The sequence below is a fragment of the Arthrobacter sp. zg-Y844 genome, assembly GCF_024385465.1.
Classification (GTDB): domain Bacteria; phylum Actinomycetota; class Actinomycetes; order Actinomycetales; family Micrococcaceae; genus Arthrobacter_B.
The window spans coordinates 466,360-489,077 of record NZ_JANFLS010000001.1 but is presented as its reverse complement, the minus strand read 5'-3'; the positions used below and the strand labels follow the sequence as shown (position 1 = coordinate 489,077).

General features: G+C 66.8%; 25 protein-coding genes and 2 tRNA genes. 14 read left to right on the top strand and 13 right to left on the bottom strand.

Features of this window, described 5'->3' with window-relative positions:
* Positions 1-138: 138 nt before the first annotated feature.
* From NNX35_RS02270 to NNX35_RS02235, 8 genes are all read left to right on the top strand, one after another.
* Positions 139-210, top strand: a tRNA-Thr gene (locus tag NNX35_RS02270).
* Between the two features lie 75 nt (positions 211-285).
* Positions 286-359, top strand: a tRNA-Met gene (locus NNX35_RS02265).
* Between the two features lie 243 nt (positions 360-602).
* Entirely contained in the window at positions 603-1,169 is a 567-nt protein-coding gene (locus NNX35_RS02260; protein ID WP_255866852.1) for a type 1 glutamine amidotransferase domain-containing protein, read from the top strand.
* 81 nt (positions 1,170-1,250) lie between these two features.
* Complete coding sequence (locus tag NNX35_RS02255) at positions 1,251-2,201, top strand: DUF2797 domain-containing protein (RefSeq protein ID WP_255866851.1); 951 nt, start codon at positions 1,251-1,253, stop codon at positions 2,199-2,201.
* A 58-nt stretch (positions 2,202-2,259) separates the two neighbouring features.
* Positions 2,260-2,499: a hypothetical protein gene (locus NNX35_RS02250; protein ID WP_255866850.1), complete on the top strand. Its 240-nt coding sequence runs from the start codon at positions 2,260-2,262 to the stop codon at positions 2,497-2,499.
* Positions 2,496-2,945 (top strand): MaoC family dehydratase N-terminal domain-containing protein, encoded by a 450-nt coding sequence (locus tag NNX35_RS02245; RefSeq protein WP_255764920.1) that lies wholly within the window; start codon positions 2,496-2,498, stop codon positions 2,943-2,945. The genes NNX35_RS02250 and NNX35_RS02245 overlap by 4 nt, the downstream gene beginning before the upstream one ends.
* Positions 2,946-2,950: 5 nt before the next feature.
* A complete protein-coding gene (locus tag NNX35_RS02240) occupies positions 2,951-3,382 on the top strand; it encodes a MaoC family dehydratase (RefSeq protein WP_255764919.1) in 432 nt (143 codons plus the stop codon).
* A gap of 5 nt (positions 3,383-3,387) precedes the next feature.
* A complete protein-coding gene (locus tag NNX35_RS02235) occupies positions 3,388-4,452 on the top strand; it encodes a UDP-N-acetylmuramate dehydrogenase (protein WP_255867298.1) in 1,065 nt (354 codons plus the stop codon).
* A 21-nt stretch (positions 4,453-4,473) separates the two neighbouring features.
* Here NNX35_RS02235 and NNX35_RS02230 read toward each other — a convergent pair whose 3' ends face one another.
* The 8 genes from NNX35_RS02230 to NNX35_RS02195 form a co-directional block, all read right to left on the bottom strand.
* Positions 4,474-4,980, bottom strand: coding sequence for a hypothetical protein (locus NNX35_RS02230; protein WP_255866849.1), 507 nt, complete (start codon positions 4,978-4,980; stop codon positions 4,474-4,476).
* Between the two features lie 138 nt (positions 4,981-5,118).
* Complete coding sequence (gene asd, locus NNX35_RS02225; protein ID WP_255866848.1) at positions 5,119-6,261, bottom strand: aspartate-semialdehyde dehydrogenase; 1,143 nt, start codon at positions 6,259-6,261, stop codon at positions 5,119-5,121.
* Between the two features lie 10 nt (positions 6,262-6,271).
* Positions 6,272-6,982: a dihydrofolate reductase gene (locus tag NNX35_RS02220; protein ID WP_255866847.1), complete on the bottom strand. Its 711-nt coding sequence runs from the start codon at positions 6,980-6,982 to the stop codon at positions 6,272-6,274.
* A 10-nt stretch (positions 6,983-6,992) separates the two neighbouring features.
* Positions 6,993-7,796 carry a thymidylate synthase gene (locus NNX35_RS02215; RefSeq protein WP_255764915.1) on the bottom strand — a complete coding sequence of 268 codons (804 nt, stop codon included), beginning with the start codon at positions 7,794-7,796 and terminating at the stop codon, positions 6,993-6,995.
* Positions 7,797-7,873: 77 nt separating this feature from the next.
* Positions 7,874-8,842, bottom strand: coding sequence for an NUDIX hydrolase (locus NNX35_RS02210; protein WP_255764914.1), 969 nt, complete (start codon positions 8,840-8,842; stop codon positions 7,874-7,876).
* Positions 8,842-11,067: an RNA degradosome polyphosphate kinase gene (locus NNX35_RS02205; RefSeq protein ID WP_255764913.1), complete on the bottom strand. Its 2,226-nt coding sequence runs from the start codon at positions 11,065-11,067 to the stop codon at positions 8,842-8,844. Before NNX35_RS02205 ends, NNX35_RS02210 begins: the two co-directional genes overlap by 1 nt.
* An 89-nt stretch (positions 11,068-11,156) precedes the next feature.
* Positions 11,157-12,146 (bottom strand): mycothiol synthase, encoded by a 990-nt coding sequence (gene mshD, locus NNX35_RS02200; RefSeq protein WP_255866846.1) that lies wholly within the window; start codon positions 12,144-12,146, stop codon positions 11,157-11,159.
* Between the two features lie 58 nt (positions 12,147-12,204).
* Complete coding sequence (locus tag NNX35_RS02195; protein ID WP_255764911.1) at positions 12,205-12,909, bottom strand: response regulator transcription factor; 705 nt, start codon at positions 12,907-12,909, stop codon at positions 12,205-12,207.
* Between the two features lie 193 nt (positions 12,910-13,102).
* Here NNX35_RS02195 and NNX35_RS02190 point away from each other — a divergent pair, with 193 nt between their 5' ends.
* The 4 genes from NNX35_RS02190 (at position 13,103) to NNX35_RS02175 (ending at position 16,334) form a co-directional block, all read left to right on the top strand.
* The gene (locus tag NNX35_RS02190; RefSeq protein WP_255764909.1) at positions 13,103-13,795 is read left to right on the top strand and encodes a hypothetical protein; all 693 of its coding nucleotides are present in this window, start codon (positions 13,103-13,105) and stop codon (positions 13,793-13,795) included.
* A 326-nt stretch (positions 13,796-14,121) separates the two neighbouring features.
* Positions 14,122-14,721, top strand: coding sequence for an FABP family protein (locus NNX35_RS02185; RefSeq protein ID WP_255866845.1), 600 nt, complete (start codon positions 14,122-14,124; stop codon positions 14,719-14,721).
* Between the two features lie 60 nt (positions 14,722-14,781).
* A complete protein-coding gene (locus NNX35_RS02180; protein WP_255866844.1) occupies positions 14,782-15,873 on the top strand; it encodes a folate-binding protein YgfZ in 1,092 nt (363 codons plus the stop codon).
* Positions 15,874-15,932: 59 nt separating this feature from the next.
* Positions 15,933-16,334: an ankyrin repeat domain-containing protein gene (locus tag NNX35_RS02175; protein WP_255866843.1), complete on the top strand. Its 402-nt coding sequence runs from the start codon at positions 15,933-15,935 to the stop codon at positions 16,332-16,334.
* A 16-nt stretch (positions 16,335-16,350) separates the two neighbouring features.
* Here the strand turns inward: NNX35_RS02175 and NNX35_RS02170 are convergent, their stop codons facing one another.
* The 5 genes from NNX35_RS02170 to NNX35_RS02150 all read right to left on the bottom strand — a co-directional run bounded on the left by NNX35_RS02170 (position 16,351) and on the right by NNX35_RS02150 (position 20,545).
* Complete coding sequence (locus NNX35_RS02170; RefSeq protein ID WP_255764905.1) at positions 16,351-17,067, bottom strand: GNAT family N-acetyltransferase; 717 nt, start codon at positions 17,065-17,067, stop codon at positions 16,351-16,353.
* Between the two features lie 150 nt (positions 17,068-17,217).
* Positions 17,218-18,249, bottom strand: coding sequence for a 6-phosphofructokinase (locus NNX35_RS02165; protein ID WP_255764904.1), 1,032 nt, complete (start codon positions 18,247-18,249; stop codon positions 17,218-17,220).
* A gap of 71 nt (positions 18,250-18,320) precedes the next feature.
* Complete coding sequence (locus NNX35_RS02160) at positions 18,321-18,563, bottom strand: PspC domain-containing protein (RefSeq protein WP_227918799.1); 243 nt, start codon at positions 18,561-18,563, stop codon at positions 18,321-18,323.
* A gap of 78 nt (positions 18,564-18,641) precedes the next feature.
* Positions 18,642-19,028 carry a hypothetical protein gene (locus NNX35_RS02155; protein ID WP_255866842.1) on the bottom strand — a complete coding sequence of 129 codons (387 nt, stop codon included), beginning with the start codon at positions 19,026-19,028 and terminating at the stop codon, positions 18,642-18,644.
* Positions 19,029-19,030: 2 nt separating this feature from the next.
* On the bottom strand, positions 19,031-20,545 hold the full coding sequence (locus tag NNX35_RS02150; protein ID WP_255866841.1) for a PspC domain-containing protein: 1,515 nt from the start codon (positions 20,543-20,545) through the stop codon (positions 19,031-19,033).
* A gap of 134 nt (positions 20,546-20,679) precedes the next feature.
* On the opposite strand from NNX35_RS02150, the gene NNX35_RS02145 reads away from it, so the two are divergent.
* Together NNX35_RS02145 and NNX35_RS02140 are read left to right on the top strand one after the other, a co-directional pair.
* Positions 20,680-22,053: an ATP-binding protein gene (locus NNX35_RS02145; RefSeq protein WP_255866840.1), complete on the top strand. Its 1,374-nt coding sequence runs from the start codon at positions 20,680-20,682 to the stop codon at positions 22,051-22,053.
* Positions 22,050-22,712 (top strand): response regulator transcription factor, encoded by a 663-nt coding sequence (locus NNX35_RS02140; protein WP_255764900.1) that lies wholly within the window; start codon positions 22,050-22,052, stop codon positions 22,710-22,712. Before NNX35_RS02145 ends, NNX35_RS02140 begins: the two co-directional genes overlap by 4 nt.
* Positions 22,713-22,718 lie beyond the last annotated feature (6 nt).

Genomic DNA, 22,718 nt, shown 5'->3' with positions numbered 1-22,718 from the left:
AACAGGGCAGGATTTGACCTTTTTTGCCGCACGGAACGGCGTGTCGGGCGGGCAGAAAGTGTCGCTGGTCACCTTTGGGCCAAACGGTCCATCTCGATTTCATGTTCCTGAAAAGTGCTGGTAGAGTTTTATGTCGTTGCCCCGATAGCTCAGTGGTAGAGCGCCATCTTGGTAAGATGGAGGTCCCGGGATCGATTCCCGGTCGGGGCTCTCAATGGGAGGGCCCGCGTTGCTAAGGCTGTTTGTTTTTGCAGAGGCCTATGTAGGGCGGGCTTTACTCATTTTGGCGGTGTAGCTCAGTTGGTTAGAGCGCACGACTCATAATCGTGAGGTCGGGAGATCGAGCCTCCCCACCGCTACAAACAGGGCAGGTCCTGAAGATTTCAATCTTCCGGTACCTGCCCTTTTTGTTTGCCCTGGGCCGGTGGCCGCGCACCGCCGCGCCGCTCCGACAGTCCACTAAGGTTGCTTATCATTGCCGGTTCTCCATAGGGTGGGCGTAGCGGAAAACCGAAAGGTTTCCCGATCCAGGCACCACCACCGTAGAAGCATCGCTGCGGCCCGCAGGTTTTCCGGCCGCAGCTGAAACGAACGGAGTCACCATGGCAGAGCACGATATTTCCGGCAAGAAGGTAGCTTTCCTCCTCACCGACGGCGTGGAGCAGATTGAGTTGACCAGCCCCTGGGAAGCAGTCAAGAACGCCGGCGGCGAGCCGGTCCTCGTGTCCCCGAAGAAGGGCACCGTCCAGGGCTTCGACGGCATGGACAAGGGTGAAACCTTCACCGTCGACCTGGACGTGGCCGACGCCGACGCAGGCGACTTCGACGCCCTTGTCCTGCCCGGCGGCGTCGTCAACGCAGACTTCCTCCGCGTGGACAAGAACGCCCAGCAGTTTGCCCGTGCCTTCTTCGAGGCGCACAAGCCCGTGGCTTCCATCTGCCACGGCCCGTGGCTGCTGATCGAGGCCGGCGTCGTCAAGGGCCGCGACCTGACGTCCTACCACACGCTGGCAACGGACCTGAAGAACGCCGGCGCGAACTGGACCGACGAGGAAGTGGTGGTGGACCAGGGGTTCGTCACCAGCCGCAACCCGGACGATCTGCCGGCTTTCAACGACAAGCTCGTTGAGGAAATCGCCGAAGGGGAACACGCGGGCCAGCACGCCTGACACCTCCCGAAACACCGCCGAAGGGTGGGGTAACGTGAAAAACGTTATCCCACCCTTTTGGCGTTATCCGGGAGGTCCACCATGCCTGCAGCCGGGGGCACCGCAGCATCCGCCGACGCCGGCAGGTTCCTGTGTTCGGGGACCTCCTGGGACACGTCCGGTCCGAACCTGGCACTGCACATTCCCAGCGGGCAGGCCGAAAAGCAGCCGCTCGCTCCGGGCACCGAACTCCGGTTCCGTGTCCTGGCGGACGCCAGCGGCAACGAGAAGTTCTGCCTCGGCTCCTGGCAGGTGAACGACGACGGCGTCCAGTCCCACACTCCCTGTCCAGGCCAGGCTCCTGCCGAGCGCGGTTATCAGTGCAGCAGCTGCTTCATCCGGGACGAGGTGCGCGGCATCCACAACAGCCATCGGGTGGACAGCATCCCCGACGCGCTCCGGCGCTACCTGGATCAGCCGCACTGGCTGTACGTGGCCACTTTCGCCGACGGATCCACCAAGGTCGGCACTGCCGCGGACGGGCGCAAGCAGCTCCGCCTGATTGAGCAGGGGGCAGTCCGCGCCCGATATGTCGCCCGTGCCGGCGACGGACTGGTGGTGCGGGTGCTCGAAGACGCCGTGACGGCCGTGGTCGGCCTGCAGCAGGCAGTCCGGGCGGGAACCAAAACAGCGGCGCTGGCCCGGCCCCTGGCCGCCGCGGAACTGGACGCCCGCAACGCCGAGGCCGCGGAGTCGGTGCGTTCCATGCTGCCGGACGTGGCGGTTACCGGTTTCCGGACGGCCGACGAAGTCTGGGAACCACCGGCCCAGTTCGCCACCGTGCTGGAAACGCCGTGTGAGCTGTATCCGTGCGACCCGGCATCCGGAGAGCACGGCATGGTCATCCAGGCCGTCCTGGGTGCAACGGCCTTGGTCCGGGTGGACGGCGAAGAAACCCTGTTTGCAGCGGACCTGTCCCGGCTGAAGGGCCGCCGGCTGCAGTACGGTCGCTTCCGCACAGCCGTCCCTGCACTGCAGGCCGCGCTGTTCTAGCGGGAACCGCGCGCGCACCGTTTCGGGCCCTTCCCGCCCGCGCCTGTATTCTGAAGACATGCTAAATACCCCTTGGGAAACCGGCTCGCCCCTCTACCGGAAACTTGTCGTGAGCGCCCTGGCGCTCAGCGGCCTCGGGGTGCTGCTGGTACTTCTGGGAGCTGTCCTGGACAACCAGGTCCTGATGTACATCGCCCTTCCCCTGATTGTGGTGGGCCTGAGCACGCACCTGAGCGGTATGGTGATCCGCGCCAGGGACACCCGGAGCCGCATCAAGGGCATGGAGGGCAAAAAATGAGCATCAACCCCCAACTCCAGGGACGCACGTACCCGGCAGGGGCAGCGTACTCCGTGGGCCGCGAGAAGATCCGCGAATTCGCTGCGGCCGTCAAGGCCACCAACCCGGCCCACTTCGACGTCGCCCGCGCCCAGGACCTGGGCTACGCAGACCTCGTTGCCCCGCCCACCTTCGCCATCATCGTTGCCCAGCGTGCCGACGCGCTGCTGGTTGCCGATCCCGATGCAGGCATCGACTTCTCCCGGGTGGTCCATGCCGATCAGCGCTTCACCCACCACCGTCCCATCGTGGCCGGAGACGAGCTGGTGGCCGAGCTGCACGTGGACTCCGTGCGGGCTATGGGCGACGGCGCCCTGATCACCACCCGTGCGGAAATTTCCACAACCGAGGGCGAGCAGGTAGCCACCACCCTTTCATCCATCCTCGTCCGCGGAGAGGGGCAGTAACCGCTATGTCCATTGCACTGAGTGAACTGTCCAAGGGTGCCGAAATCGGTTCCGCGGCGCTGGAAATCTCCCGCGCCGACCTCGTCCGCTACGCCGGTGCCTCCGGAGATTTCAACCCCATCCATTGGAACGAGCGCTTCGCCCGCGAGGTGGAACTGCCCGGCGTCATAGCGCACGGCATGTTCACCATGGGCACCGCAGTCCAGCTGGTGAGCGACTGGATCGGAGATCCGGGAGCAGTGATCGACTACCAGACGCGGTTCACCCGTCCCGTCCTGGTGGAGGACATCGACGGCGCCCCCGGGGCGGTCGTGGAGGTTGCCGGTGTCATCGGCGCCATCGACGCGGACAACTCGACGGCACGCGTGGATCTCACCGTGACCTTCAACGGACAGAAGGTGCTGGTCAAGGCACAGGCAGTGGTGCGGGTCTGGTGACTGCTTTGACCCGGATGCCGCTGGCATCCCTGACCACCGCACGCGTAGGCGGACCGGCCCGCCGCTACCTGGAAGCAGAAACCGAAGACGAACTCATCATCGCCGTCCGCGCCGCGGATGAGGCCGGGGAGCCGCTGCTCATCATCGGCGGCGGTTCCAACCTGTTGATCTCCGACGAAGGTTTCGACGGCGCCGTCATCCACATTGCCAGCCGCGGACTGGACATCCGGGAGGCCGGGGACGGAACTGCCGTCCTGCGCGCAGAGGCCGGGCACCCGTGGGACGAACTGGTGGCGTACACCCTGTCGGAGGGCTACTCCGGCCTGGAGGCGCTTTCCGGTATTCCGGGGCTGGCCGGAGCGACGCCGGTGCAGAACGTGGGTGCCTACGGCGCCGACGTCTCGCAGGCCATCACTTCGGTGCGGGCCTGGGACCGCACAGAGCGCACGGTAGTGGAATTCGCCAACGCCGATCTCGAATTCGGCTACCGGGATTCGGTGCTCAAGCGGAGCACGAAAAACGGCTCTCCCCGCTACGTGGTGCTGACCGTGGAGTTCGCCCTCTCCAAGGGGTCCACCAGCGCTCCGGTCCGCTACGCCGAGCTCGCCCGGGCTCTGGGAGTGGAGATCGGCGAGCGTGCCGACGCCGTGGACGTGCGCCGCGAAGTCCTCCGGCTGCGGGCGGGGAAGGGCATGGTCCTGGACGCCTCGGACCCGGACACCTACAGCACCGGTTCGTTCTTCACCAACCCCATCGTTGATGAGGAAACCGCAGCCGCGCTGCCGGCAGACGCTCCCCGCTACCCGGTGGCGGAACCCGGCAAGGTGAAGCTCAGCGCCGCGTGGCTGATCAGCCACGCCGGTTTCCGCAAGGGCTTCGGGCTGGCCCCCGAGGACGGCACCGGCGGGCGGGCCTCGCTGTCCACCAAGCACACCCTGGCCGTCACCAACCGCGGCGACGCCTCCGCCGAGGACCTGCTGGTGGTGGCCCGTGCGGTTGCTGCCGGCGTGGAGAAGGCTTTCGGCATCCGGCTCCACCCCGAGCCCCTGCTGGTGAACTGCGCGCTGTAGCGGTCTGGGGCACGGCAGGACTCAGCCGCCGGGATTGTCGCCGAGCGCGGGTCCCGGCGGTCCAGGTCCTTCCTCCGCAAACCCCTTGCGTGCAGGTCCCTTCCGCGCAGGGCCTTTCCGTGCCTCGGCAGCCGCTGCCCGCGCACTCCGGATGGCCGGGCGGTCCCGGCCCGGATCCAGCAGGCAGCTGTTGCACAGCCACTGGATCAGCCGGGGCGTCAGGGCCACCTGGGTGCGCCGGTCCTGCAGATCAGGCAGCAGCCACTCCGGCTCCAGGAAACCGCTGAGGGCATAGGCGAGCTCGTGGGCGCCGAACAGCCGGGCGAAGGCCGCTTCCGGCTCAAGGCTCCGCTCAAGCGCCAGCAGCGCCTGGTCCTCGGCGCAGAGGATGCGTGCGCCCTCGGCCTCGAGATACCGGCGCAGCTGGAGCGCCACGCGGAGATAGCGGGCGCGGGTGGGGGTCTGCTTGCCGGCACAGCTGAAGGCGAAGAAAGTGTTAAGGACGAGATCCACGCTTTGCTTCTCCATGCGGACAACATGCCACCCGGCACTGACATTTTTCAGGCATCCCGGTTTCAAGCCGCCAACCGGTTTTGGGAACCAACGCCCGTTAACGCAGCGCGGGTCCGCTCCACGGGGGAGCGGACCCGGTACGGGAACCGAGAATCAGAGGTTGCCGGTGGCGATGCGCAGCATCCGGCGCAGCGGTTCGGCGGCGCCCCAGAGCAGCTGGTCGCCGATGGTGAAGGCGCTGATGTACTCCGGACCCATTTCCAGCTTGCGGATGCGGCCCACCGGGATGTCCAGCGTGCCGGTGACCGCCACCGGAGTCAGCTCGACCATGGTGGCTTCCTTGGTATTGGGCACCACCTTGGACCATTCATTGTCCGCGTCGATGATCTTCTCGATCTCGGCCACGGAAAGGTCCTCGGTCAGCTTCAGGGTCAGGGCCTGGGAGTGGGAACGCATGGCGCCGATCCGAACGCACAGCCCGTCAAACGGTATCCGTCCGTCGGTCCCGCGGCCCAGGATCTTGTTGGTTTCCGCACCGCCCTTCCACTCTTCCTTGGACATGCCGTTACCGAGGTCCGCATCGATCCAGGGGATCACCGAACCGGCCAGCGGCACGCCGAACTGGGAGGAGTCCATGGACGGGTTTTTCTGCTGGGCCAGGACGGCGCGGTCAATCTCCAGGATGGCCGACGCCGGATCGGCGAGGTTGGGCGCCACCGCAGCGTTCAGCGCACCGAACTGGTTCAGCAGTTCACGCATGTGCCGGGCGCCGCCGCCGGAGGCTGCCTGGTAGGTCATGGACGTGCCCCACTCGACCAGGCCGTTGCGGAACAGTCCGCCGAGGCCCATCAGCATGCAGGACACGGTGCAGTTTCCACCCACGAAGTTCTTCACGCCGCGGGCCAGGCCCGCGTCAATCACGTCACGGTTGACCGGATCCAGCACGATGATCGCGTCGTCGTCCATGCGCAGCGTGGAAGCGGCGTCAATCCAGATGCCGTCCCAGCCGGCGGCGCGCAGCTTCGGGAAGATCTCCGCCGTATAGTCGCCGCCCTGGGCGGTGACGATGATCGGCAGCTTGGCCAGCGCGTCGACGTCGTACGCATCCTGCAGCGGTTCAGCTCCGGCCGCGAAGGACGGCGCGTTGCCGCCGGCGTTGGAGGTCGAGAAGAACACCGGGTTGACCAGCTCGAAGTCGCCCTCGTCCTGCATGCGCTGCATCAGGACGGAACCGACCATGCCGCGCCAGCCGACGAAACCTGCACTGGGAAAAGCGGGAATGGAGGAAGAAGTCATGGTTTCCACTCTAGGCCAGCGGGTCCGCCGCGTCTTGGTTGTGTCCGTCACGGTCGTCTTCCCCGCGGTCCCGTGTCCAGAGGGCAATCCGGTAGCGGGTGCCGTTGGAAGACGTGTACCAGTCGGCGGCAGGACTGACACCGCTGAAGGTCCAGTCCTGGCCCAGTGCCGGGGCGAACGTGTCGCCTTCGGTTTCCACGTCGATGACCGTCACCACCGCGGTATTGGCCACGGAAACGGCTGCTTCATACAGCTGTGCACCTCCGATGATCCAGATTTCCGTGCTCCCGGAACTGGTTCGGGCCAGGGGCAGGGCATCCTCGAGGGAGCCGACGACGACGGCGCCGGCCTCCGCGGCTTCGTCCCGCAGTGCGGCACTGGAGGACACGATGATGTTTGTCCGCCCGGGCAGCGGACGGTAGGCAGCAGGGAAGGACTCCCAGGTGCGGCGGCCCATGATGACCGGGTGTCCCGCCGTCGTCGCCTTGAAGTGCGCCATGTCCTCGGGCAGGTGCCACGGCATGCCGCCGTCGCGTCCGATGACGCCGTCAACGGTCTGGGCCCACACCATGCCAATGACGGGTTCACCCTCGGGTACCGTGCCGCGCTCCTGGAGGACCTGGCCCAGGTCCGCGCCCTCACCGGAGCCGCCGCCTACCGGGAAGTAACGGGTGGGGCCGGCCGGGGCGGCAGTAGTTGTTACGGGAAGGGACTCGGTCATGGTTGTCCTCTCAAACGGCGATCGGAGCTTTGATACCGGGGTGGTGCCGGTAATCGAGGACCTCGAAGTCCTCAAGGGTGTAGTCGAAGATGCTCTCGGGAGTACGGCGGATCCGCAGCTTCGGGTACGGGAAGGGCTCCCGGCTGAGCTGTTCACGGACCTGGTCCACATGGTTGTCGTAAATGTGGACGTCGCCGCCGCTCCAGACAAATTCGCCGGGCTCCAGCCCGGTCTGCTGGGCCACCATCAACGTGAGGAGCGCGTAGGAGGCGATGTTGAACGGGACCCCGAGGAAGGTGTCCGCGGAGCGCTGGTACAGCTGGCAGGACAGCTTCCCGTCCGCCACGTAGAACTGGAACAGGGCGTGGCAGGGCGGCAGGGCCATGTTCTCCACTTCGGCCGGGTTCCAGGCCGTGACGATGTGGCGGCGGGAATCCGGGTTCTTCCGGATGCCTTCGACCAGTTTCGCAATCTGGTCGATATGCCCGCCGTCGGGTGTGGGCCAGGAGCGCCACTGGACGCCGTAGACCGGGCCGAGCTCGCCGTCCTCGTCCGCCCACTCATCCCAGATGCTGACACCTTGTTCCTGCAGCCAGCGCACATTGGAGTCGCCGCGCAGGAACCAGAGCAGCTCAAGGGCCACGGATTTGAAGTGCACCCGCTTGGTGGTGATCAGCGGAAAGGACTCGCTCAGGTCGAAGCGCATCTGGCGGCCGAACACGCTGCGCGTGCCGGTACCGGTGCGGTCCGATTTCTGCGTTCCGTTGGCCATGACGTCGCGCAGCAGGTCTTCATACGGGGTAGGAATGCTCACCCGGCCAGTCTAGTTCAGGTCGGCACGCGGGCAGGGGGAATGCGAGGCGTGCCACAACGGCCCCTGGTCAGCCGGTGCTAGTCGTCGAAGGCCCGGTATTTTTCCAGGGACACAATCCGTCCCTCATCCGCACTGCTCACCTGGCAGATCACGGACTCGCCGGGTGCCAGGTACGGGTCCTTGGCAGGCAGCCCGTCGGCCATGTCCACGGGCATGTGCCCCGCCAGCACGTCGAAGACCAGGGGCAGCACCGGCCGGTGGGTGCACACCGCCACGGGTTTGGCCTTGTCGAAGAGGCCTTCAATGGCGTTCCGGGCCTTGCCCGGCTTGCGCTTGGCACTGTGCTCGGTAAGCGCGTCAACCGTCTTGAACTTGGTGCCTTCCGCCTTCACATACGGGCGGACGGTCTGCACGCAGCGCACCCAGGGACTGGAAACCACGCGTTTGGGCCGCCAGGCCACCAGCAGCCGGGAGACCGCCATGGCCTGCCGCAGGCCCGTAGCTACCAGCGGACGTTCGCCTTCTGCCCGGGTCCACGCGGACCGGGGCTTGGCCTTGGCATGCCGGACAATGATCAGCGGCCAGGTCCTCAGGCGCTGCTCGTTCCAGGCCGCCGCCAGTTCCTTCAACGGCAGTCTGTCCGTGGGGTTGGTGAGTGCCTCGGCGGCTTCCTCCGGGGTGCACCAGCGTGTGCCGTCCACTTCCTTGCCGTCCGGGCGTGCCTTGTCCGAGTCCACGTGGGAAGCCCAGTAGTGCACCATCTTCATGCCCGAAGCCACCGGGTAGAGCGTGGAGGGCAGCGGAATGCCGAGGCTGATCCTCAGGCCCACTTCCTCACGGACCTCCCGCACGGCGCATTCCGGAGTGGTTTCGCCTTCATCGAGCTTGCCCTTGGGCCAGGACCAGTCGTCATACCGGGGACGGTGGATCATGAGGACCTGCAGCTTGCCCTCCCGTTCGCGCCAGCACAGGGCACCCGCAGCCACTACCTTGACAGGGGTGTCTTCCTGGACCGGAGCGGCGGCGGGGGACTGAATTGCTTCCATCAGCGACGAGCCACGGAGCGCTGGCGGGAACGGGACGCCAGCAGCCAGGACTGCACGTCCTGCAGCGGGTTGCCTTCCTCGTCCTTGTGGTGGCGGATCCAGGCGCCCTCCGGATCCAGATGCCAACTTGCCGTGCCGGGATCCATGTACCGGTCCATCAGGCCGATCAGGTCGGCGACGTCGTCGCGGGCCACCAGCTGGACCAGGGCCTCCACGCGGCGGTCCAGATTGCGGTGCATCATGTCCGCCGATCCGATGAAGACCACCGGGTCACCGCCGTTGGCAAAGGCGAACACCCGGGAGTGCTCCAGGAAGCGGCCCAGCACCGAGCGGACGGTGATGTTCTCGCTCAGGCCGGGGACACCCGGACGGACCGAGCAGATTCCGCGGACAATGACGTCCACCCGGACCCCGGCCTGGGAAGCACGGTAGAGGGAGTCGATGATCGCCTCGTCCACCATGGAGTTGACCTTGATAATCACGCGTGCGCTGAGGCCGGCCTTCTTGTTCGCGATCTCGCGCTCAATCCGGTCAATCAGTCCGGACCGGACCGAGCGCGGAGCCACGAGCAGCCGCTTGAACGTGGACTTCGGCGCGTAGCCGGAGAGCTGGTTGAACAGCTTCGTCAGGTCTTCGCCCACCTGCTCATTGGCGGTCAGCAGGCCCAGGTCCTCGTAGTAGCGGGCGGTGCGCGGATGGTAGTTGCCCGTGCCGATATGGCAGTAGCGGCGCAGCCCGTCCACTTCCTGCCGGACCACCAGGGACAGCTTGCAGTGCGTCTTCAGGCCCACGATGCCGTAGACCACGTGCACACCGGCCTGCTCCAGCTTGCGCGCCCAGGAAATGTTGGCCTGTTCGTCGAACCGGGCCTTGATTTCCACCAGTGCCAGGACCTGCTTGCCGGCCTCGGCGGCGTCGATCAGGGCGTCAACGATGGGCGAATCGCCGGAGGTGCGGTACAGCGTCTGCTTGATGGCCTGCACCCGCGGATCGGCGGCCGCCTGCTCCAGGAATGCCTGGACGGACGTCGAGAAGGAATCGTACGGATGGTGCAGGAGGATGTCCCGACGGCGCATGGCCGCGAACACGTTCGCCGGCTTCGAAGTCTCGGACTCCTTCAGGTGGCGGTTGGTGTGCGGCACCTGCTTCGGATAGTGCAGGTCCGGCCGGTCGATCCGACTGATCGGGGAAAGGCCGCGTAGGTCCAGCGGCGCGGGCAGGACATAGACTTCGTCCGCTTCCACGCCCAGCTCGCGTTCGAGCAGTTCCCGGATATTCGGGTTCATCTCCGGGGTAACTTCCAGGCGCACGGGCGGCCCGAAGCGGCGCCGCAGCAGTTCCTTTTCCAGGGCCTGCAGGAGGTTCTCGGCGTCGTCCTCTTCCACCTCGAGGTCTTCGTTGCGGGTCACGCGGAACGTGTAGTGCTCAATAACGTCCATGCCCGGGAAGAGCTGGTCCAGATGCTGGGCAATGATGTCTTCAAGCGCGATGAACCGGGCCGTGCGTCCGGCCACGTTGCCCGCGCGGGGCCCGTCCACGGAGATGAGGCGGGGGAGCTGGTCCGGAACCTTCACGCGTGCAAAGAATTCCTTGCCGCTGACCGGGTTGCGGACCACCACGGCCAGGTTCAGGGAGAGGCCGGAAATGTACGGGAAGGGGTGGGCCGGGTCCACGGCAAGGGGAGTCAGGATGGGGAAGACCTTCGAAGCGAACTGCTTGTGCAGGCTCGCCTTGGCGGCGTCGTCCAGTTCGTCCCAGCTGACCAGGTAGATCTGCTCTTCCGCCAGCGCCGGCCGGATCTGGCTGGCGAAGACGTCCGCATGGCGCTGCTGCAGCCGGTAGCCCGCCGCCACGATTTCCTCGAGCTGTTCAATCGGGCTCTGGCCTGCAGCGGAGGGAACCGCCAGTCCGGTGGCGATGCGGCGCTTAAGGCCGGCTACCCGGACCATGAAGAACTCGTCCAGGTTCGAGGCGAAGATGGACAGGAAGTTCACCCGTTCCAGCAGGTACAACTCAGGGTCTTCAGCGAGTTCCAGGACCCTGGCGTTAAAGTGCAGCCAGCTGATCTCCCGGTCCAGGAACCGTTCCGGCGTGATATCTCCGCTGGGAACAAGGGCAGGACCGAAGTCCGGGATGTCGATGCGGTCCTGGGTGGCCCGCGGTGCCGACATCGCCTCTGCGGACCCGAAGGTCGAGCGGGGCTCTGCGTCGGTATCGAAACTCATAGTGTCTCCCTGAGGTGCTGGCGGCGGATCAGGGCAGGCGTTACGGGCGGACCGCCTGGCCCTGCAAACAACATTACAAGCTGCGCACCCTATGCGGGTGCGTACATTACGTCCTGGTCCCAGCGGACGAAGCCGAGCCGGCGGTACAGGGCGACGGCGGCGGTGTTGTCGGCGTCGACGTACAGCATTACGGCGTCCAGTCCCGCAGCGTGCAGGTGCTGGATTCCGGCTACCGTCAGGGCTTTGCCGAGCCCCCGGCCCTGTGCCTCGGGGTTTACGCCGACCACATACACCTCGCCGATGGGCGGGTGGCCTCCGGTGCCGGGGTGGACCTTGGTCCAGTGGAATCCGAGGATCGTGCCTTCCTCGTCCACGGCCAGGAGGAATCCGGCCGGGTCAAACCAGTCCTCGTCCATGCGGGCCTGCAGATCGGCAAGGCTCATGGAGCCCTGCTCCGGGTGGTGGGCAAAGGCCGCGGCGTTGACGTCCAGCCAGGCCCGCTCATCATGGCCGGGTTCGAAGGGGCGCACCGATACCCCTGCGGGGAACTGCGTTTCGGGCAGCGAGGCGCTGGACCGGCTCAGTCGCATCTTCCACAGGTCACGGACGGGACGGTAGCCGAAGCGGGCCGCCAGCTCCACGGCCGCCTCGTGGTTTCCGTGCGACCAGGCAGCGGGCCGGGGGTCGCCGTCGCCGGTGGACGGGCTGTTCCGCACCGCATCCTGGACCGCGGCGGCAAGGGCCGTGCCGACGCCCTGGTTACGGTAGTTCGGGTGTACCACCAGTTCCAGCACCCCCGGATCCTGCGGAGTTTCGGATACCAGGACGGCGACGCCGGCCAGCCATTGCCCGCTGCCGGTGTCGGAACCGGAGTCACTGGCATAGGTGGTGAAGACGGAGAGGGTGTCCGGATCGGCGTCGGGGGAGCGCAGGTCCACGAGCGTCTGCTCGGACAGCGGCGGGTTGCCGTCCGAGTCCTGCGCGGCGGACGCCAGTTGCAGGATGTCGGCGAGGGCGGCGGGCTCGGGCGTGCCGCGGGTCTCGACTACGGGCCAGGCTGTCTGCGGTTCTTCACTCATGCCGAAAGCCTAGCGCGGCTGGTGCCCCTGCGCAGGGCACCAGCCGCGGGAGCAGGGCTCAGGCGTCCTGGCTGGCGGCTGCCGTGGTTTCGGCCCGTGAGCGGGTGAACCGGTAACCGACGTTGCGCACAGTGCCGATCAGCGTCTCATGGTCCGGTCCCAGCTTGGCCCGCAGCCGCCGTACATGGACGTCGACGGTCCGGGTGCCGCCGTAGTAGTCGTAGCCCCACACCTCGTGGAGCAGTTGGTCGCGGGTGAACACGCGGCCGGGATGCTGCGCCAGGTACTTAAGGAGTTCGAACTCCTTATAGGTCAGGTTCAGGGCCGTGCCGTTCACGCGGGCGGTGTAGCTTGCCTCGTCAATGACGACGCCGGAGGCGCGGATCTCGGTGGAGGGAGCCTCGGCTGTTCCGGCGCCCCGGGCCGCTGCCAGGCGCAGCCGCGCTTCCAGCTCTGCCGGGCCCGCGGAATCGAGGATGACGTCGTCAGCCAGCCAGTTGGGGGCTACGGCAGCCATCCCGCCCTCCGTGAGGATCAGGATGAGCGGGGTGCCCAGGCCCGTGGCTTTCAGCAGCTGGGTCAGGGACCGCGCGCCAACAAGATCCCTGCGGGCATCCACCAGGATGACGTCACTGGGATCGGTGTCCAGAAGGGCCGTAGGTTCCGCCGGCACCACGTGGACCTTGTGGTTCAGGAGTTCCAGCGCAGGCAGGACGTTAACCGAGGAACCCGAGCTGTTGGTAAGAAGCAAAATGTGCGACATAGGTCCTCCGAATGTTGGGCGCACACCATCGGGCAGTTTCCTTCGCCGATCCGCTTGGCTTGAAGTGATCGAAAGTATACCCATCGAGCTAACGGGCCTGTCGTTTTTCTTCTGGACGCCGTAATAAGGCAGGATAACTAGGGTGAAACTTTGGAGCTTAGCGGTGCCGGCGGCGCTTGCCATTATCGGTATCGTGAGCGCTTCCTACCTGTCCGTGCCCGCGGTGGCCGTGATCAGCGGTCTGGCCGCCGTCCTCACAGGTGTCTGCTGGCCGCACCTGATAGGGGTGCCTGCCCGCAAGACACAGGGCGCAACCCTGGGCCTGGTCGGCGCCGGAGCAGTGGCGGCAGCGTACTTCGCGCCCGCCGCGGCCATGCTGACCTGGTTGCCGGCCGCCGTCGCCGTAGGCGTCGGAGCGGTCTTCCTGATCCAGCTGCTCCGCGGCACCGGGCAGGCGCACCGGCTCGAATCCATCGTCGGCATCATCTCAGGCGTGCTGGTTACCGCAATGGGCTCCGGCTGGGTGGCCGCTGACCGTCTGGCCGGCACCGACGGGAATTCCGCGCTCCTGAGCATGGCCGGCAGCGCCGCACTGGCGGCCCTTGCCGTGACGCTTATTCCGCTCCCGGACCGGATGGCCGCCCCGCTGGGCCTGCTCGCCGGCGGACTGACCGCAGCCCTGGTGGCCCTGGCTGTGGCCGGCGTTTCCTGGCCGGCAGCAGCGTTCAGCGGCGTGGTGATCGCCGCCGTCGTGATGGCGTTCCGCCGGCTGGCACTTTCCCGCAATGATGCTTCCAACGCTGCAGGACGACTGGCGCTCGGCCTGGCCCCGGTGGTTACACTCGGATCCGTCGTCTACTTCCTCGGACGGCTCCTGGGCTTCTGAGCAGCTGCATTCCCTGACCGGTTGCGCGGGGCTGCGGCGTTCGACCCCTCAACGGGGTTTGGCCCGCAGGTCCCTGTCATGATCGAATGGCGGGAAGGAAACTGTTCCTCCCGCGCGTTAGGATGTAGCCATGGTTGCTCTCGAAATTTTCTTTATTGCCCTGCTGGGCATCACCGGCCTCGCGATGGCCGGATTCGCTGCACTGGTTATCTCCCGCCTGTACAAGGGCCAGAAGTAAGCACCGGCCAGAAGTAAACACCCGGAAGTAAGCACCGGCTTCGCCCGCCGGCACCAGCCACCCGTTACATCGAAGGACAGGTTCCACCATGCCAATGGAGATCCCCACCGATCTGACCCCGGAACTGGTACCGCTGTCCTGGCTCCTCGGCACCTGGGAGGGCTCCGGACGGCTGGGCGAAGGCGAGGCTGATTCGGAGCACTTCACACAGAAGGTCACGTTCACCCAGAACGGCCTGCCGTACCTGCAGTACACCGCGGAAAGCTGGCTCACCGATGAGCAGGGCACCCGCCTGCGGCCGCTGGCCGTCGAGACCGGATTCTGGGCCCTCGACCGCCCCCTGAACGACGCCGACGGCGGTCCGGGCCTGATTCCGGCGGATATCGTGCCGGCCCTTCGCAGCGCTGACGAGGTCGAGGAGCTGCGCAATGACGCCGGTGGTTTCGATATCACCGCCACCATCGTGCACCCCGGAGGCATCGCCGAGCTGTACTACGGGCAGATCAAGGGACCGCAGATCCAGTTGAGCACCGATGTGGTGATGCGCGGCGTGAATTCCAAGGAATACTCGGCAGCCACCCGGATCTACGGGCTGGTCAACGGCGACCTTTACTGGCGCTGGGACGTTGCCTCCGAGGGCGAGGCCCTGAAGGCCCATGCCTCGGCGATCCTGAACAAGACCTCCTAAATAAAACCGGCAAAGCCGGCCGGAGGAATAGGCCCGAGCCGCTAGGACGTTGCACCTGATATGACGTATTCCAGCCCCCTGCTTTCCCGCCACGGCGCCGTTGAAGCCGGCGGACTCGACGCCGGTACGGCCTCGCACTACGGCGATCCGCTCCGCGAACAGCGCGACCTTGCCCGCGGCAGCGCCGTCGTCGACCTTTCCTTCCGCGGCGTGGTCACCGTCTCCGGCCCCGACCGCCTCAGCTGGCTGAACACGCTGTCCTCCCAGCAGGTGGCGGATCTTCAGCCGGGCGTGAGCTCGGAGCTGCTGCTGCTCAGCGTGCAGGGACGGATTGACTATGACGCGCGGATCATCGACGACGGCGCCACGTCCTGGCTGCTGGTCGAATCCGCTGAAGCGCCGGGCCTGACCGAGTGGCTGCAGCGGATGAAGTTCATGCTCCGGGTCGACATCGCGGACGTCACTGACCAGTGGGCCGTGGCCGGTGCAACGGTTGAGGTGCCGCAGTGGGAGCAGTACCTTCGCTGGACCGATCCCTGGCCGCACATTGGTGCCGGCGGGTTTGCCTACACCGCCGTGCCGGAAGATGCCCACCCCGGGCTTGAGCGGCCATGGTACGAATACCTGATTCCACGGGCCGGGTTCGAGGCCGCCATGGACGCCTCCGGGCGCACCCTGGCCGGCTCCATGGCTTCCGAGGCCCTGCGCATTGCCGCCTGGCGTCCTCGGCTGGGCGCGGAGACGGACGAGAAGACCATCCCGCACGAGCTGGACCTGATCCGCACCGCCGTGCACCTGGCCAAGGGCTGCTACAAGGGCCAGGAAACCGTGGCGCGGGTACACAACCTGGGGCACCCGCCCCGCCGGCTGGTGTTCCTGCAGCTGGACGGGTCGCAGCACACCCTTCCGGCCGCCGGCAGCCCGGTAATGCTGGGGGAGCGGCAGGTCGGCACCCTGACCTCGGTCGGCGCCCACTATGAAATGGGCCCCGTGGGCCTGGCAGTGGTGAAGCGGTCCGTGGATCCGTCCGTACAGCTGGTGGTGAACGACGACGGCGAGCTCTACGCCGCCGCGCAGGAACCCATCGTGGCTCCGGATGCGGGCGCCGTGGTGGGACGAGCCTCGGGCTTCCTGAAGGCACCGCGGCGCTGACCGCAAGCTTCCTTTTGCGCAAAAATGACAGCCAGAACATCAATACCCCCAGGAGCACCATGAGCACCCCCGAATCCCGTCCCCCGATTGACGATGACGTTATCGAGCTCGCAGGCATGGTCTTTGATGCCGCGCGTGCCGGCGACACCGAAGGGATCCGCCGCTACCTTGACGCCGGCGTGCCCGTGAACCTGACGAACGGCTCGGGAGACAACCTGCTGATGCTGGCCTCCTACCACGGCCACGCGGAGCTGACCGCGCTGTTGGTGGAACGTGGAGCGGATGTCAACACGCAGAATGACCGCGGCCAGACACCGCTCGCCGGCGCGGCGTTCAAGGGGTACGTGGAGATCTTCCGGATCCTGGCGGAAGCGGGTGCGGATCCCGACGCCGGGTCGCCCACCGGGCGGGACACCGCCGGGTTCTTCAAGCGGCAGGAAATGCTGGACCTGCTCGGTTAGTGCGCGTGCGCGGTGCCTAGGCGTTCAGGGCCACGGAGGTGCGGCTTCCGGCGGGGATGAAACCGGATCCCACTGCGGTCCTGGCGGCGCCTACGTTGTCCATCCGGGCCCGCCACTGCGGGATCAAGCCGCCTGCCATGGCGTCCTCAAGGGCCACCGAACTGATGTAGCTGCCCAGCCCGCGCAGCCGGTGGCCCGGGGCGGTCAGCACGCTCATGTCCGCCAGGATTCCGTCGGTGATGCTGTATCCCGCACCTGCCACGGGGCGCGGCTCGTCCTGGGAATCGTCCACCAGGACAAAGACTTCTTCCTTCTCCGCCAGACCGGCCTCCGCCACGTCGTCCGGAGGGCACAGCCGTTCGAGGACGACGGCGAGAGCCGGTTCGTTGCTCACGGCAAGCTCGTCGAGCGGAATGACGCTCGGGAAAACGTCAGCGAAAAACAGCTGCTCGGCGCCCAGGACCCGTCCGCCGTGTTCCATGGACATCTGGATGAGCCCTGAATTGCGGGTCAGCTGCGCAGCGCTTTGGGTCCGGGCGCGGTCGGCAGCCCATTCGGGGCCGCTGAAAACCTCGGCACCGAAAAGGCGCAGGAAGCATGCTGTGTCGGCCTGGTCCTGGACGCTGTAGATGCGTTCGCCGGTGTCCGTCTCCGCCAGGGCATTATCCGCCAGGCCCAGATGGCGGGACCAGGCCAGCTGGATGATCGCGATGGTTCCCGAGTCCAGATTCATGGTTTTCAACCTACACCGCGGCATGCACACGCATGCAAACGCCCTGCCGGAGCATACGGAATCCTCAGCAAATGCACAGGATCGCTGACGGAATCCGTACGCCGGCGGCAGGGCGCGGCCGACGACGGCCGGGCGAACCCGCCCCCCGGCCTAACCGAACAGGATGGCGGCCTCGTCGTAGCGGTGCTCGGGGACCGTCTTGAGATTGCCGAGGGCCTTTTCGAAGCCCACGTGCACAATGTCCGTACCGTGCAGCGACACCATGGTTCCCCACAGGCTGTCCACCACCGAATCCACTGCCGCCATGCCCAGGCGGGTGGCAAGGACCCGGTCGTAGGCGGTCGGTACACCGCCGCGCTGGATGTGGCCAAGAACCGTGGCACGGGTTTCGATGCCGGTCCGCGCTTCGATTTCCGGCGCCAGCAGTTCCCCGATGCCGCCCAGCCGCGGGCGGCCGAAACTGTCGAGGCCCCGTTCCGAGTGCGGCATTTCCATATCGGTGGTGACGAAACCTTCGGCAACAACCACCAGCGGGGCGCGTCCGCGGTCGCGGGCATCACTGACCCACTGGGCGATCTGCTCGATGCTGACCGGGTGCTCGGGAATCAGGATGGCGTGGGCACCGGCGGCCATGCCGGAGTGCAGGGCGATCCAGCCCACGTGCCGGCCCATGACTTCGGCCACCATGCAGCGGTGGTGGGATTCGCCCGTGGTCCGCAGGCGGTCGCAGGCCTCGGTGGCAATTTCCACTGCGGTATCGAAGCCGAAGGTGTAATCGGTGGCATCAAGGTCGTTATCCACGGTCTTGGGCACGCCGACGATTTTCAGGCCGGCGTCCGTGAGCCGCTGGGCCGCCGCGAGGGTGCCCTCACCGCCGATGGCGATAACGGCGTCGATCCCGAGGCGTTCCAGCGTGGCCTTGATCTTCTCCGGTCCGCCGTTTGGACCGTCAAACGGGTTGGTGCGGGACGTCCCGAGGATCGTTCCGCCCTGCTTTGAGATGCCGCGGACGCGGGAGCGGGGCAGGTCTATGATGTCGCCATCGACCACGCCGCGCCAGCCGTCACGGAAACCGACGAACTCGATGTCCTCGTATTCCTTGATGCCTTTGAGGACGGCACCGCGGATCACGGCGTTCAGCCCGGGGCAGTCCCCTCCGCTGGTGAGGATACCGATCTTCATGTCATTACCCCTGGATCTGCTGGCGGTGGTTAGGTCCTGGCTTTGATTCTAGCCAGCAGACCGGTGGAGGACTAAGCGCGGGGGCTCACGAGGCGCTGGAGGATGATGGTTCCGTCCGTCTTCGGCAGCAGCAGCCATGCCACGACGTACGTGCCCAGGCCTACAAACGGCAGCAGGAAACTGAGGAGGACGCCGATCCGGACCAGGGAAACATCCCACCCGTAGGTTGCCGCGATGCCGGCGCAGACTCCGCCGACCCAACCTCTCTGCCTTTTGATGGGGGAGGAGCGCACGATGCTGAAGAACTTTTCCATGTACTAAGCCTTATCTGATGGTGTTGAAATAGGGAAATAGGGGCACCGGTCCGCCGAGACGGTGACCGGGATAAGCCTTCAGCGGGAGCGGCTCCGCTGAAGGCCGGAAAGGAACCCGCCCAGCAGGAGGGCCAGTCCCGCACCAAGGGTGAGGCAGAGAACCAGCAGGACAGGATCCACCGAAAGGTTCACGGTGTTCACCAGCAGCAGGAGGACGGCCAGGACGGTCAGGACCAGGCCCCACACCACCGTGCCCACCTGCAGTGCGCGGGGCGGGACCGCAGCCGGGTTGTCGTCGGTCTCCACCGTCGCTGCAGCGGAGCCGCGGGGCTCCACCTGGTCTGTTTCGGGACTGCCGGGACCCGGGTCCGCGGCTGGTGCCGACGGCATCTCCCGGTTCGGGGCTTCGTAGCTTTCGGGTCCGTACTGGCGTCCCAGGTAATCCCTCTCGTTGTCCTGTTCCATGGCTAGAGATCGCTTTCTTCAGTCGTAACGAGTACGTTGCCCGCGAGTCCGCGGACATCAATGGTGATCCGGTCTCCGTCGGCGCCGTCGTTGAGCGTGCGCTCGTCGGACGGCTGCCACAGCCCGCTGTATTCCTGCCGGTCCGACCCGTCGTTGACCTCGACATTTCCCGCAGCCATGCCGAACCTGATGGTTACCGGCGCGTCGTCGGGCACGAGGATGGCGAGGTTCCCTGCGGCGACGCTGGCCGGGACCTCGAAGTTCCCCGAAGTCTCGGTCTCGCGCAGGTCAACGGTGCCGTTGGCCGCGATCACGGTGTAGCCGCCGCCCGCCTGGGCAGCATCCCGGGGCACCCAGTCCGCATTGCTGGCCACCAGGAGGTTGGCGTTGACCATGCTGCCCTGGGTCAGGAGGGAAGCGACGAGTGCTGCTACTGCCGCCGCGCCGATCCCGCCGGAGTGCCTGCCGACCACTCCCAGGATCACGATGCCGAAGCCCAGGACGGCGGCCGCCGCTGCCAGGGCAACGGATACCGGTGCGCCCAGGGAAAGGAGGTCGAGGTAATCGAGGGCGAGGACGGTCCCGCCTGCGAGCAGGGCGGCACCGAACAGGGCCGCGGCGAAGGACCCCGGGGCTCCCGGGACGTGCTTTGCCTTACCGGCGGGTTCCGCGTCCCGCTTCGATTCGGCTGAAGGCGGCGGTACCGGTCCGGACGGAACGGCAAACCCGCCGAGCGGAGCGGCGGCAAAGGGGGCCGTGCCGCCGGCGGGTGCAGAACCGGCAGGGTCGGTGCCGGCGGCGTCCATGCCGGGTTTCGCAAGCGATACGGGCTTCCCGGGACGGGCTTCCGGCGCGCTGGCCCCGGCACCGGCAGGAGGAGCGGGGGCGACGGTGCTGTCCGGGTCCCCGGACGCATCCGCAGCGGTCCTCTGCGCGGAAAGGTGGAACCGGCCCTTCCCCGTGGAGAACCAGTAAACGGCAGCCACGCCCGTACCGATCCAGAACAGCGTCCAGACGACGGCGCCGAACCAGCTGTCCGCGCCGAGGAAGGAAGCACCGGGCCCGCCCATGCCGAGGATGGCGAAAATGAGTGCTCCGGTCATGCCGGATGCCCAGTCGCCGCGGATCGCCTCTTCGAGATGGATCCTGCCGTCCGGTTCCGGGAGCAGTGCCCAGGCGACGCCGTAAACCAGTAGCCCTATGCCAAAAGCCCCGAGGACTACGAACAGTCCGCGGACAAGCACGGGGTCCAGCCCGGTGCGCGCAGCGATCCCGGTCGCGACGCCGCCGAACCAGCGGTCACCGCCGCGCGGAAGGCCAAGGGAGCGGACCCAGTTAAAGAAACCGCTGTGGAATCCGCCGGATGACGGTGCGCCGGGTCCTCCCGCGGGGGTCGAACCGGTGCTCGTGGAACCGTTGCCTGCCGCGTGGCTGCCTGCAGGGGCCGGACGATGCTCAGCGGAAGGATGCGCTGCGGGGCCTTGGGCCCCGGGATCAGGGGATGGGGAAGGGTTCATGTCTCCAGTCTTCTCCGGCCGCAGCCATACTGCATCAGGGACTACCCTGACCCGCCCCTGAACGGCCCCTGAAGAAAAGGAATTATTGCCGTCAGGGCCGGTGCCCGGCGGCTTCCCCGTGTTTGGATAGGTCCATGAGAGAACCCTTGGTGCGTCCCCGCGAACGGATCATTGCCGGCGTCTGCGCCGGGCTGGCCGCGCACTTGGGCTGGCCCGTGAAGCTGACCCGGATCGTCATGGCCGTGCTGGTGCTTGGCGCTGGAAGCGGGTTCATCCTCTACGGATGGCTGTGGATCATGGTTCCGACCCAGGAGGAGCAGGAGAAGAAGGAACAGGTATCCGCCAACCCGCGCAGCATCGCCGAGAACTATGCGAGGCAGCTTCGCGAAGGGGCCGTTCCCGCCCGGCAGCCGGGTAAGACCGGGCAGCGGGAGGTTGCGGCGGGCATTGCCCTGCTCCTGGTGGCAGCTGCCTTTATTGCCCAGCGGTTGGGCGCCGACCTGAACTGGGGCTTGTTTGTTCCGGTCGCCGCCATCGCCGGCGGTGCGGTGTTGGCCTGGACGCAGCTGGACGAGAGCCGGCGGGCGGGGCTGATGAACAGCGCCGGAGCCGACCGGGCCTCGGGCATGATCCGCCTGGCGGCGGGCCTGCTGCTGGTGGTCGCCGGCGTGCTGGTGGTGGTCTCGGGCGCAGTGAGCTGGGATGTCCTGATGTCGGGGCTGTTGGCGTCCGCTGCCGTGTTGGCCGGCGTGGCACTGGTGTTCACTCCGTGGGCGATTAAGCACTGGCGGGACCTGGAAGCCGAGCGGTCCGGACGGATTCGGCAGACCGAGCGGGCCGAAATTGCGGCCCACCTGCATGACTCGGTCCTGCAGACCCTGGCCCTGATCCAGAAGCGCGCCGGTTCCGAGCAGGACGTCATCCGCCTCGCCCGCGCCCAGGAAAGGGAGCTGAGGCAGTGGTTGTATTCCGACCGTGCCCGGGCCGAAGACCACCTCGTGGAATGCATGCGCCGGATTGCAGCAGAAATCGAGGACGCCTACGGCCACCCGATTGAGCTGGTGGCAGTCTCGGATGCCGCACTGGATGAGCGGACCGAAGCCTTGGCCTCCGCTACACGGGCTGCCATGCTGAACGCCGCCCAGCATGCCGGCGGCACGGTTTCGGTCTATGTTGAATGCAGGCCGGAGCAGCTTGAAGTCTTCGTGCGGGACCGCGGCTCCGGATTCGACCTGGACGCTGTGCCTGCTGACCGGATCGGCGTGCGGGGGTCCATCATCGGAAGGATGCGGCGTGCAGGAGGCAGTGCGGCCATCCGCAGCACTGCCGACGGCACCGAGGTCCGGCTGGTGCTGCCGCTGCCGAAAGGCACGGAAAACGGTGCCCGTGACGACGTACCCGGCGCGGCGAACAGCACGGGCAACGGCAGCACGGCCCATGCCGGCGCACCACAGAAGATTCCCTCGACGGACAACCGCGTATCGAGCAACGGAGCACAACCCCAATGACGGTCCACCCCTCGCCGCCGATCGACGTCGTCGTGGTTGATGACCATGCCATCTTCCGCTCCGGCCTCCGCGCGGACCTCGACGCCCGCATCAACGTGGTGGCGGAAGCGGACAGCGTCGAAACCGCGGTTGCCGCGATCACGGCCCGGCGTCCCGCCGTCGTCCTCCTCGATGTCCACCTGCCCGGCGGCAACGGCGGCGGAGGCGCCGAAGTGCTGGCGGGGTGCGCCGGGCTGCTCGGGGTGACCCGTTTCCTGGCGCTGAGCGTCTCCGATGCCGCCGAAGACGTGGTCACGGTCATCCGGGCCGGTGCGCGCGGCTACGTCACCAAGACCATTTCGGGTCCGGAGATTTCCGATGCCGTCCTGCGGGTGGCCGGCGGCGACGCGGTGTTCTCGCCGCGCCTGGCGGGATTCGTGCTGGACGCCTTCGGCACGGCGAGCGTGGCCGCAGTGGATGACGAACTGGACCGCCTCTCGGCCCGTGAGCTCGAGGTCATGCGGCTGATCGCCCGCGGCTACAGCTACAAGGAGGTGGCCCGCGAGCTGTTCATTTCCGTGAAGACGGTGGAAACCCACGTCTCCTCGGTGCTGCGCAAGCTCCAGCTGTCCTCACGCCACGAGCTCACCCGCTGGGCCGCGGACCGCCGCCTGCTCTAGCAGCCC

Excerpts from the sequence above, each read along its gene's own strand:
- NNX35_RS02250 (WP_255866850.1), top strand. The coding sequence starts at position 2,260 with ATGCTAAATACCCCTTGGGAAACCGGCTCGCCCCTCTACCGGAAACTT.
- NNX35_RS02220 (WP_255866847.1), bottom strand. The coding sequence starts at position 6,982 with ATGACCGAGTCCCTTCCCGTAACAACTACTGCCGCCCCGGCCGGCCCC.
- NNX35_RS02160 (WP_227918799.1), bottom strand. The coding sequence starts at position 18,563 with ATGGAAAAGTTCTTCAGCATCGTGCGCTCCTCCCCCATCAAAAGGCAG.
- NNX35_RS02230 (WP_255866849.1), bottom strand. The coding sequence starts at position 4,980 with ATGGAGAAGCAAAGCGTGGATCTCGTCCTTAACACTTTCTTCGCCTTC.
- NNX35_RS02245 (WP_255764920.1), top strand. The coding sequence starts at position 2,496 with ATGAGCATCAACCCCCAACTCCAGGGACGCACGTACCCGGCAGGGGCA.
- NNX35_RS02150 (WP_255866841.1), bottom strand. The coding sequence starts at position 20,545 with ATGAACCCTTCCCCATCCCCTGATCCCGGGGCCCAAGGCCCCGCAGCG.
- NNX35_RS02195 (WP_255764911.1), bottom strand. The coding sequence starts at position 12,909 with ATGTCGCACATTTTGCTTCTTACCAACAGCTCGGGTTCCTCGGTTAAC.
- NNX35_RS02180 (WP_255866844.1), top strand. The coding sequence starts at position 14,782 with ATGACGTATTCCAGCCCCCTGCTTTCCCGCCACGGCGCCGTTGAAGCC.
- mshD (WP_255866846.1), bottom strand. The coding sequence starts at position 12,146 with ATGAGTGAAGAACCGCAGACAGCCTGGCCCGTAGTCGAGACCCGCGGC.
- asd (WP_255866848.1), bottom strand. The coding sequence starts at position 6,261 with ATGACTTCTTCCTCCATTCCCGCTTTTCCCAGTGCAGGTTTCGTCGGC.
- NNX35_RS02260 (WP_255866852.1), top strand. The coding sequence starts at position 603 with ATGGCAGAGCACGATATTTCCGGCAAGAAGGTAGCTTTCCTCCTCACC.
- NNX35_RS02240 (WP_255764919.1), top strand. The coding sequence starts at position 2,951 with ATGTCCATTGCACTGAGTGAACTGTCCAAGGGTGCCGAAATCGGTTCC.
- NNX35_RS02255 (WP_255866851.1), top strand. The coding sequence starts at position 1,251 with ATGCCTGCAGCCGGGGGCACCGCAGCATCCGCCGACGCCGGCAGGTTC.
- NNX35_RS02185 (WP_255866845.1), top strand. The coding sequence starts at position 14,122 with ATGCCAATGGAGATCCCCACCGATCTGACCCCGGAACTGGTACCGCTG.
- NNX35_RS02170 (WP_255764905.1), bottom strand. The coding sequence starts at position 17,067 with ATGAATCTGGACTCGGGAACCATCGCGATCATCCAGCTGGCCTGGTCC.
- NNX35_RS02145 (WP_255866840.1), top strand. The coding sequence starts at position 20,680 with ATGAGAGAACCCTTGGTGCGTCCCCGCGAACGGATCATTGCCGGCGTC.
- NNX35_RS02175 (WP_255866843.1), top strand. The coding sequence starts at position 15,933 with ATGAGCACCCCCGAATCCCGTCCCCCGATTGACGATGACGTTATCGAG.
- NNX35_RS02205 (WP_255764913.1), bottom strand. The coding sequence starts at position 11,067 with ATGAGTTTCGATACCGACGCAGAGCCCCGCTCGACCTTCGGGTCCGCA.
- NNX35_RS02165 (WP_255764904.1), bottom strand. The coding sequence starts at position 18,249 with ATGAAGATCGGTATCCTCACCAGCGGAGGGGACTGCCCCGGGCTGAAC.
- NNX35_RS02155 (WP_255866842.1), bottom strand. The coding sequence starts at position 19,028 with ATGGAACAGGACAACGAGAGGGATTACCTGGGACGCCAGTACGGACCC.
- NNX35_RS02210 (WP_255764914.1), bottom strand. The coding sequence starts at position 8,842 with ATGGAAGCAATTCAGTCCCCCGCCGCCGCTCCGGTCCAGGAAGACACC.
- NNX35_RS02140 (WP_255764900.1), top strand. The coding sequence starts at position 22,050 with ATGACGGTCCACCCCTCGCCGCCGATCGACGTCGTCGTGGTTGATGAC.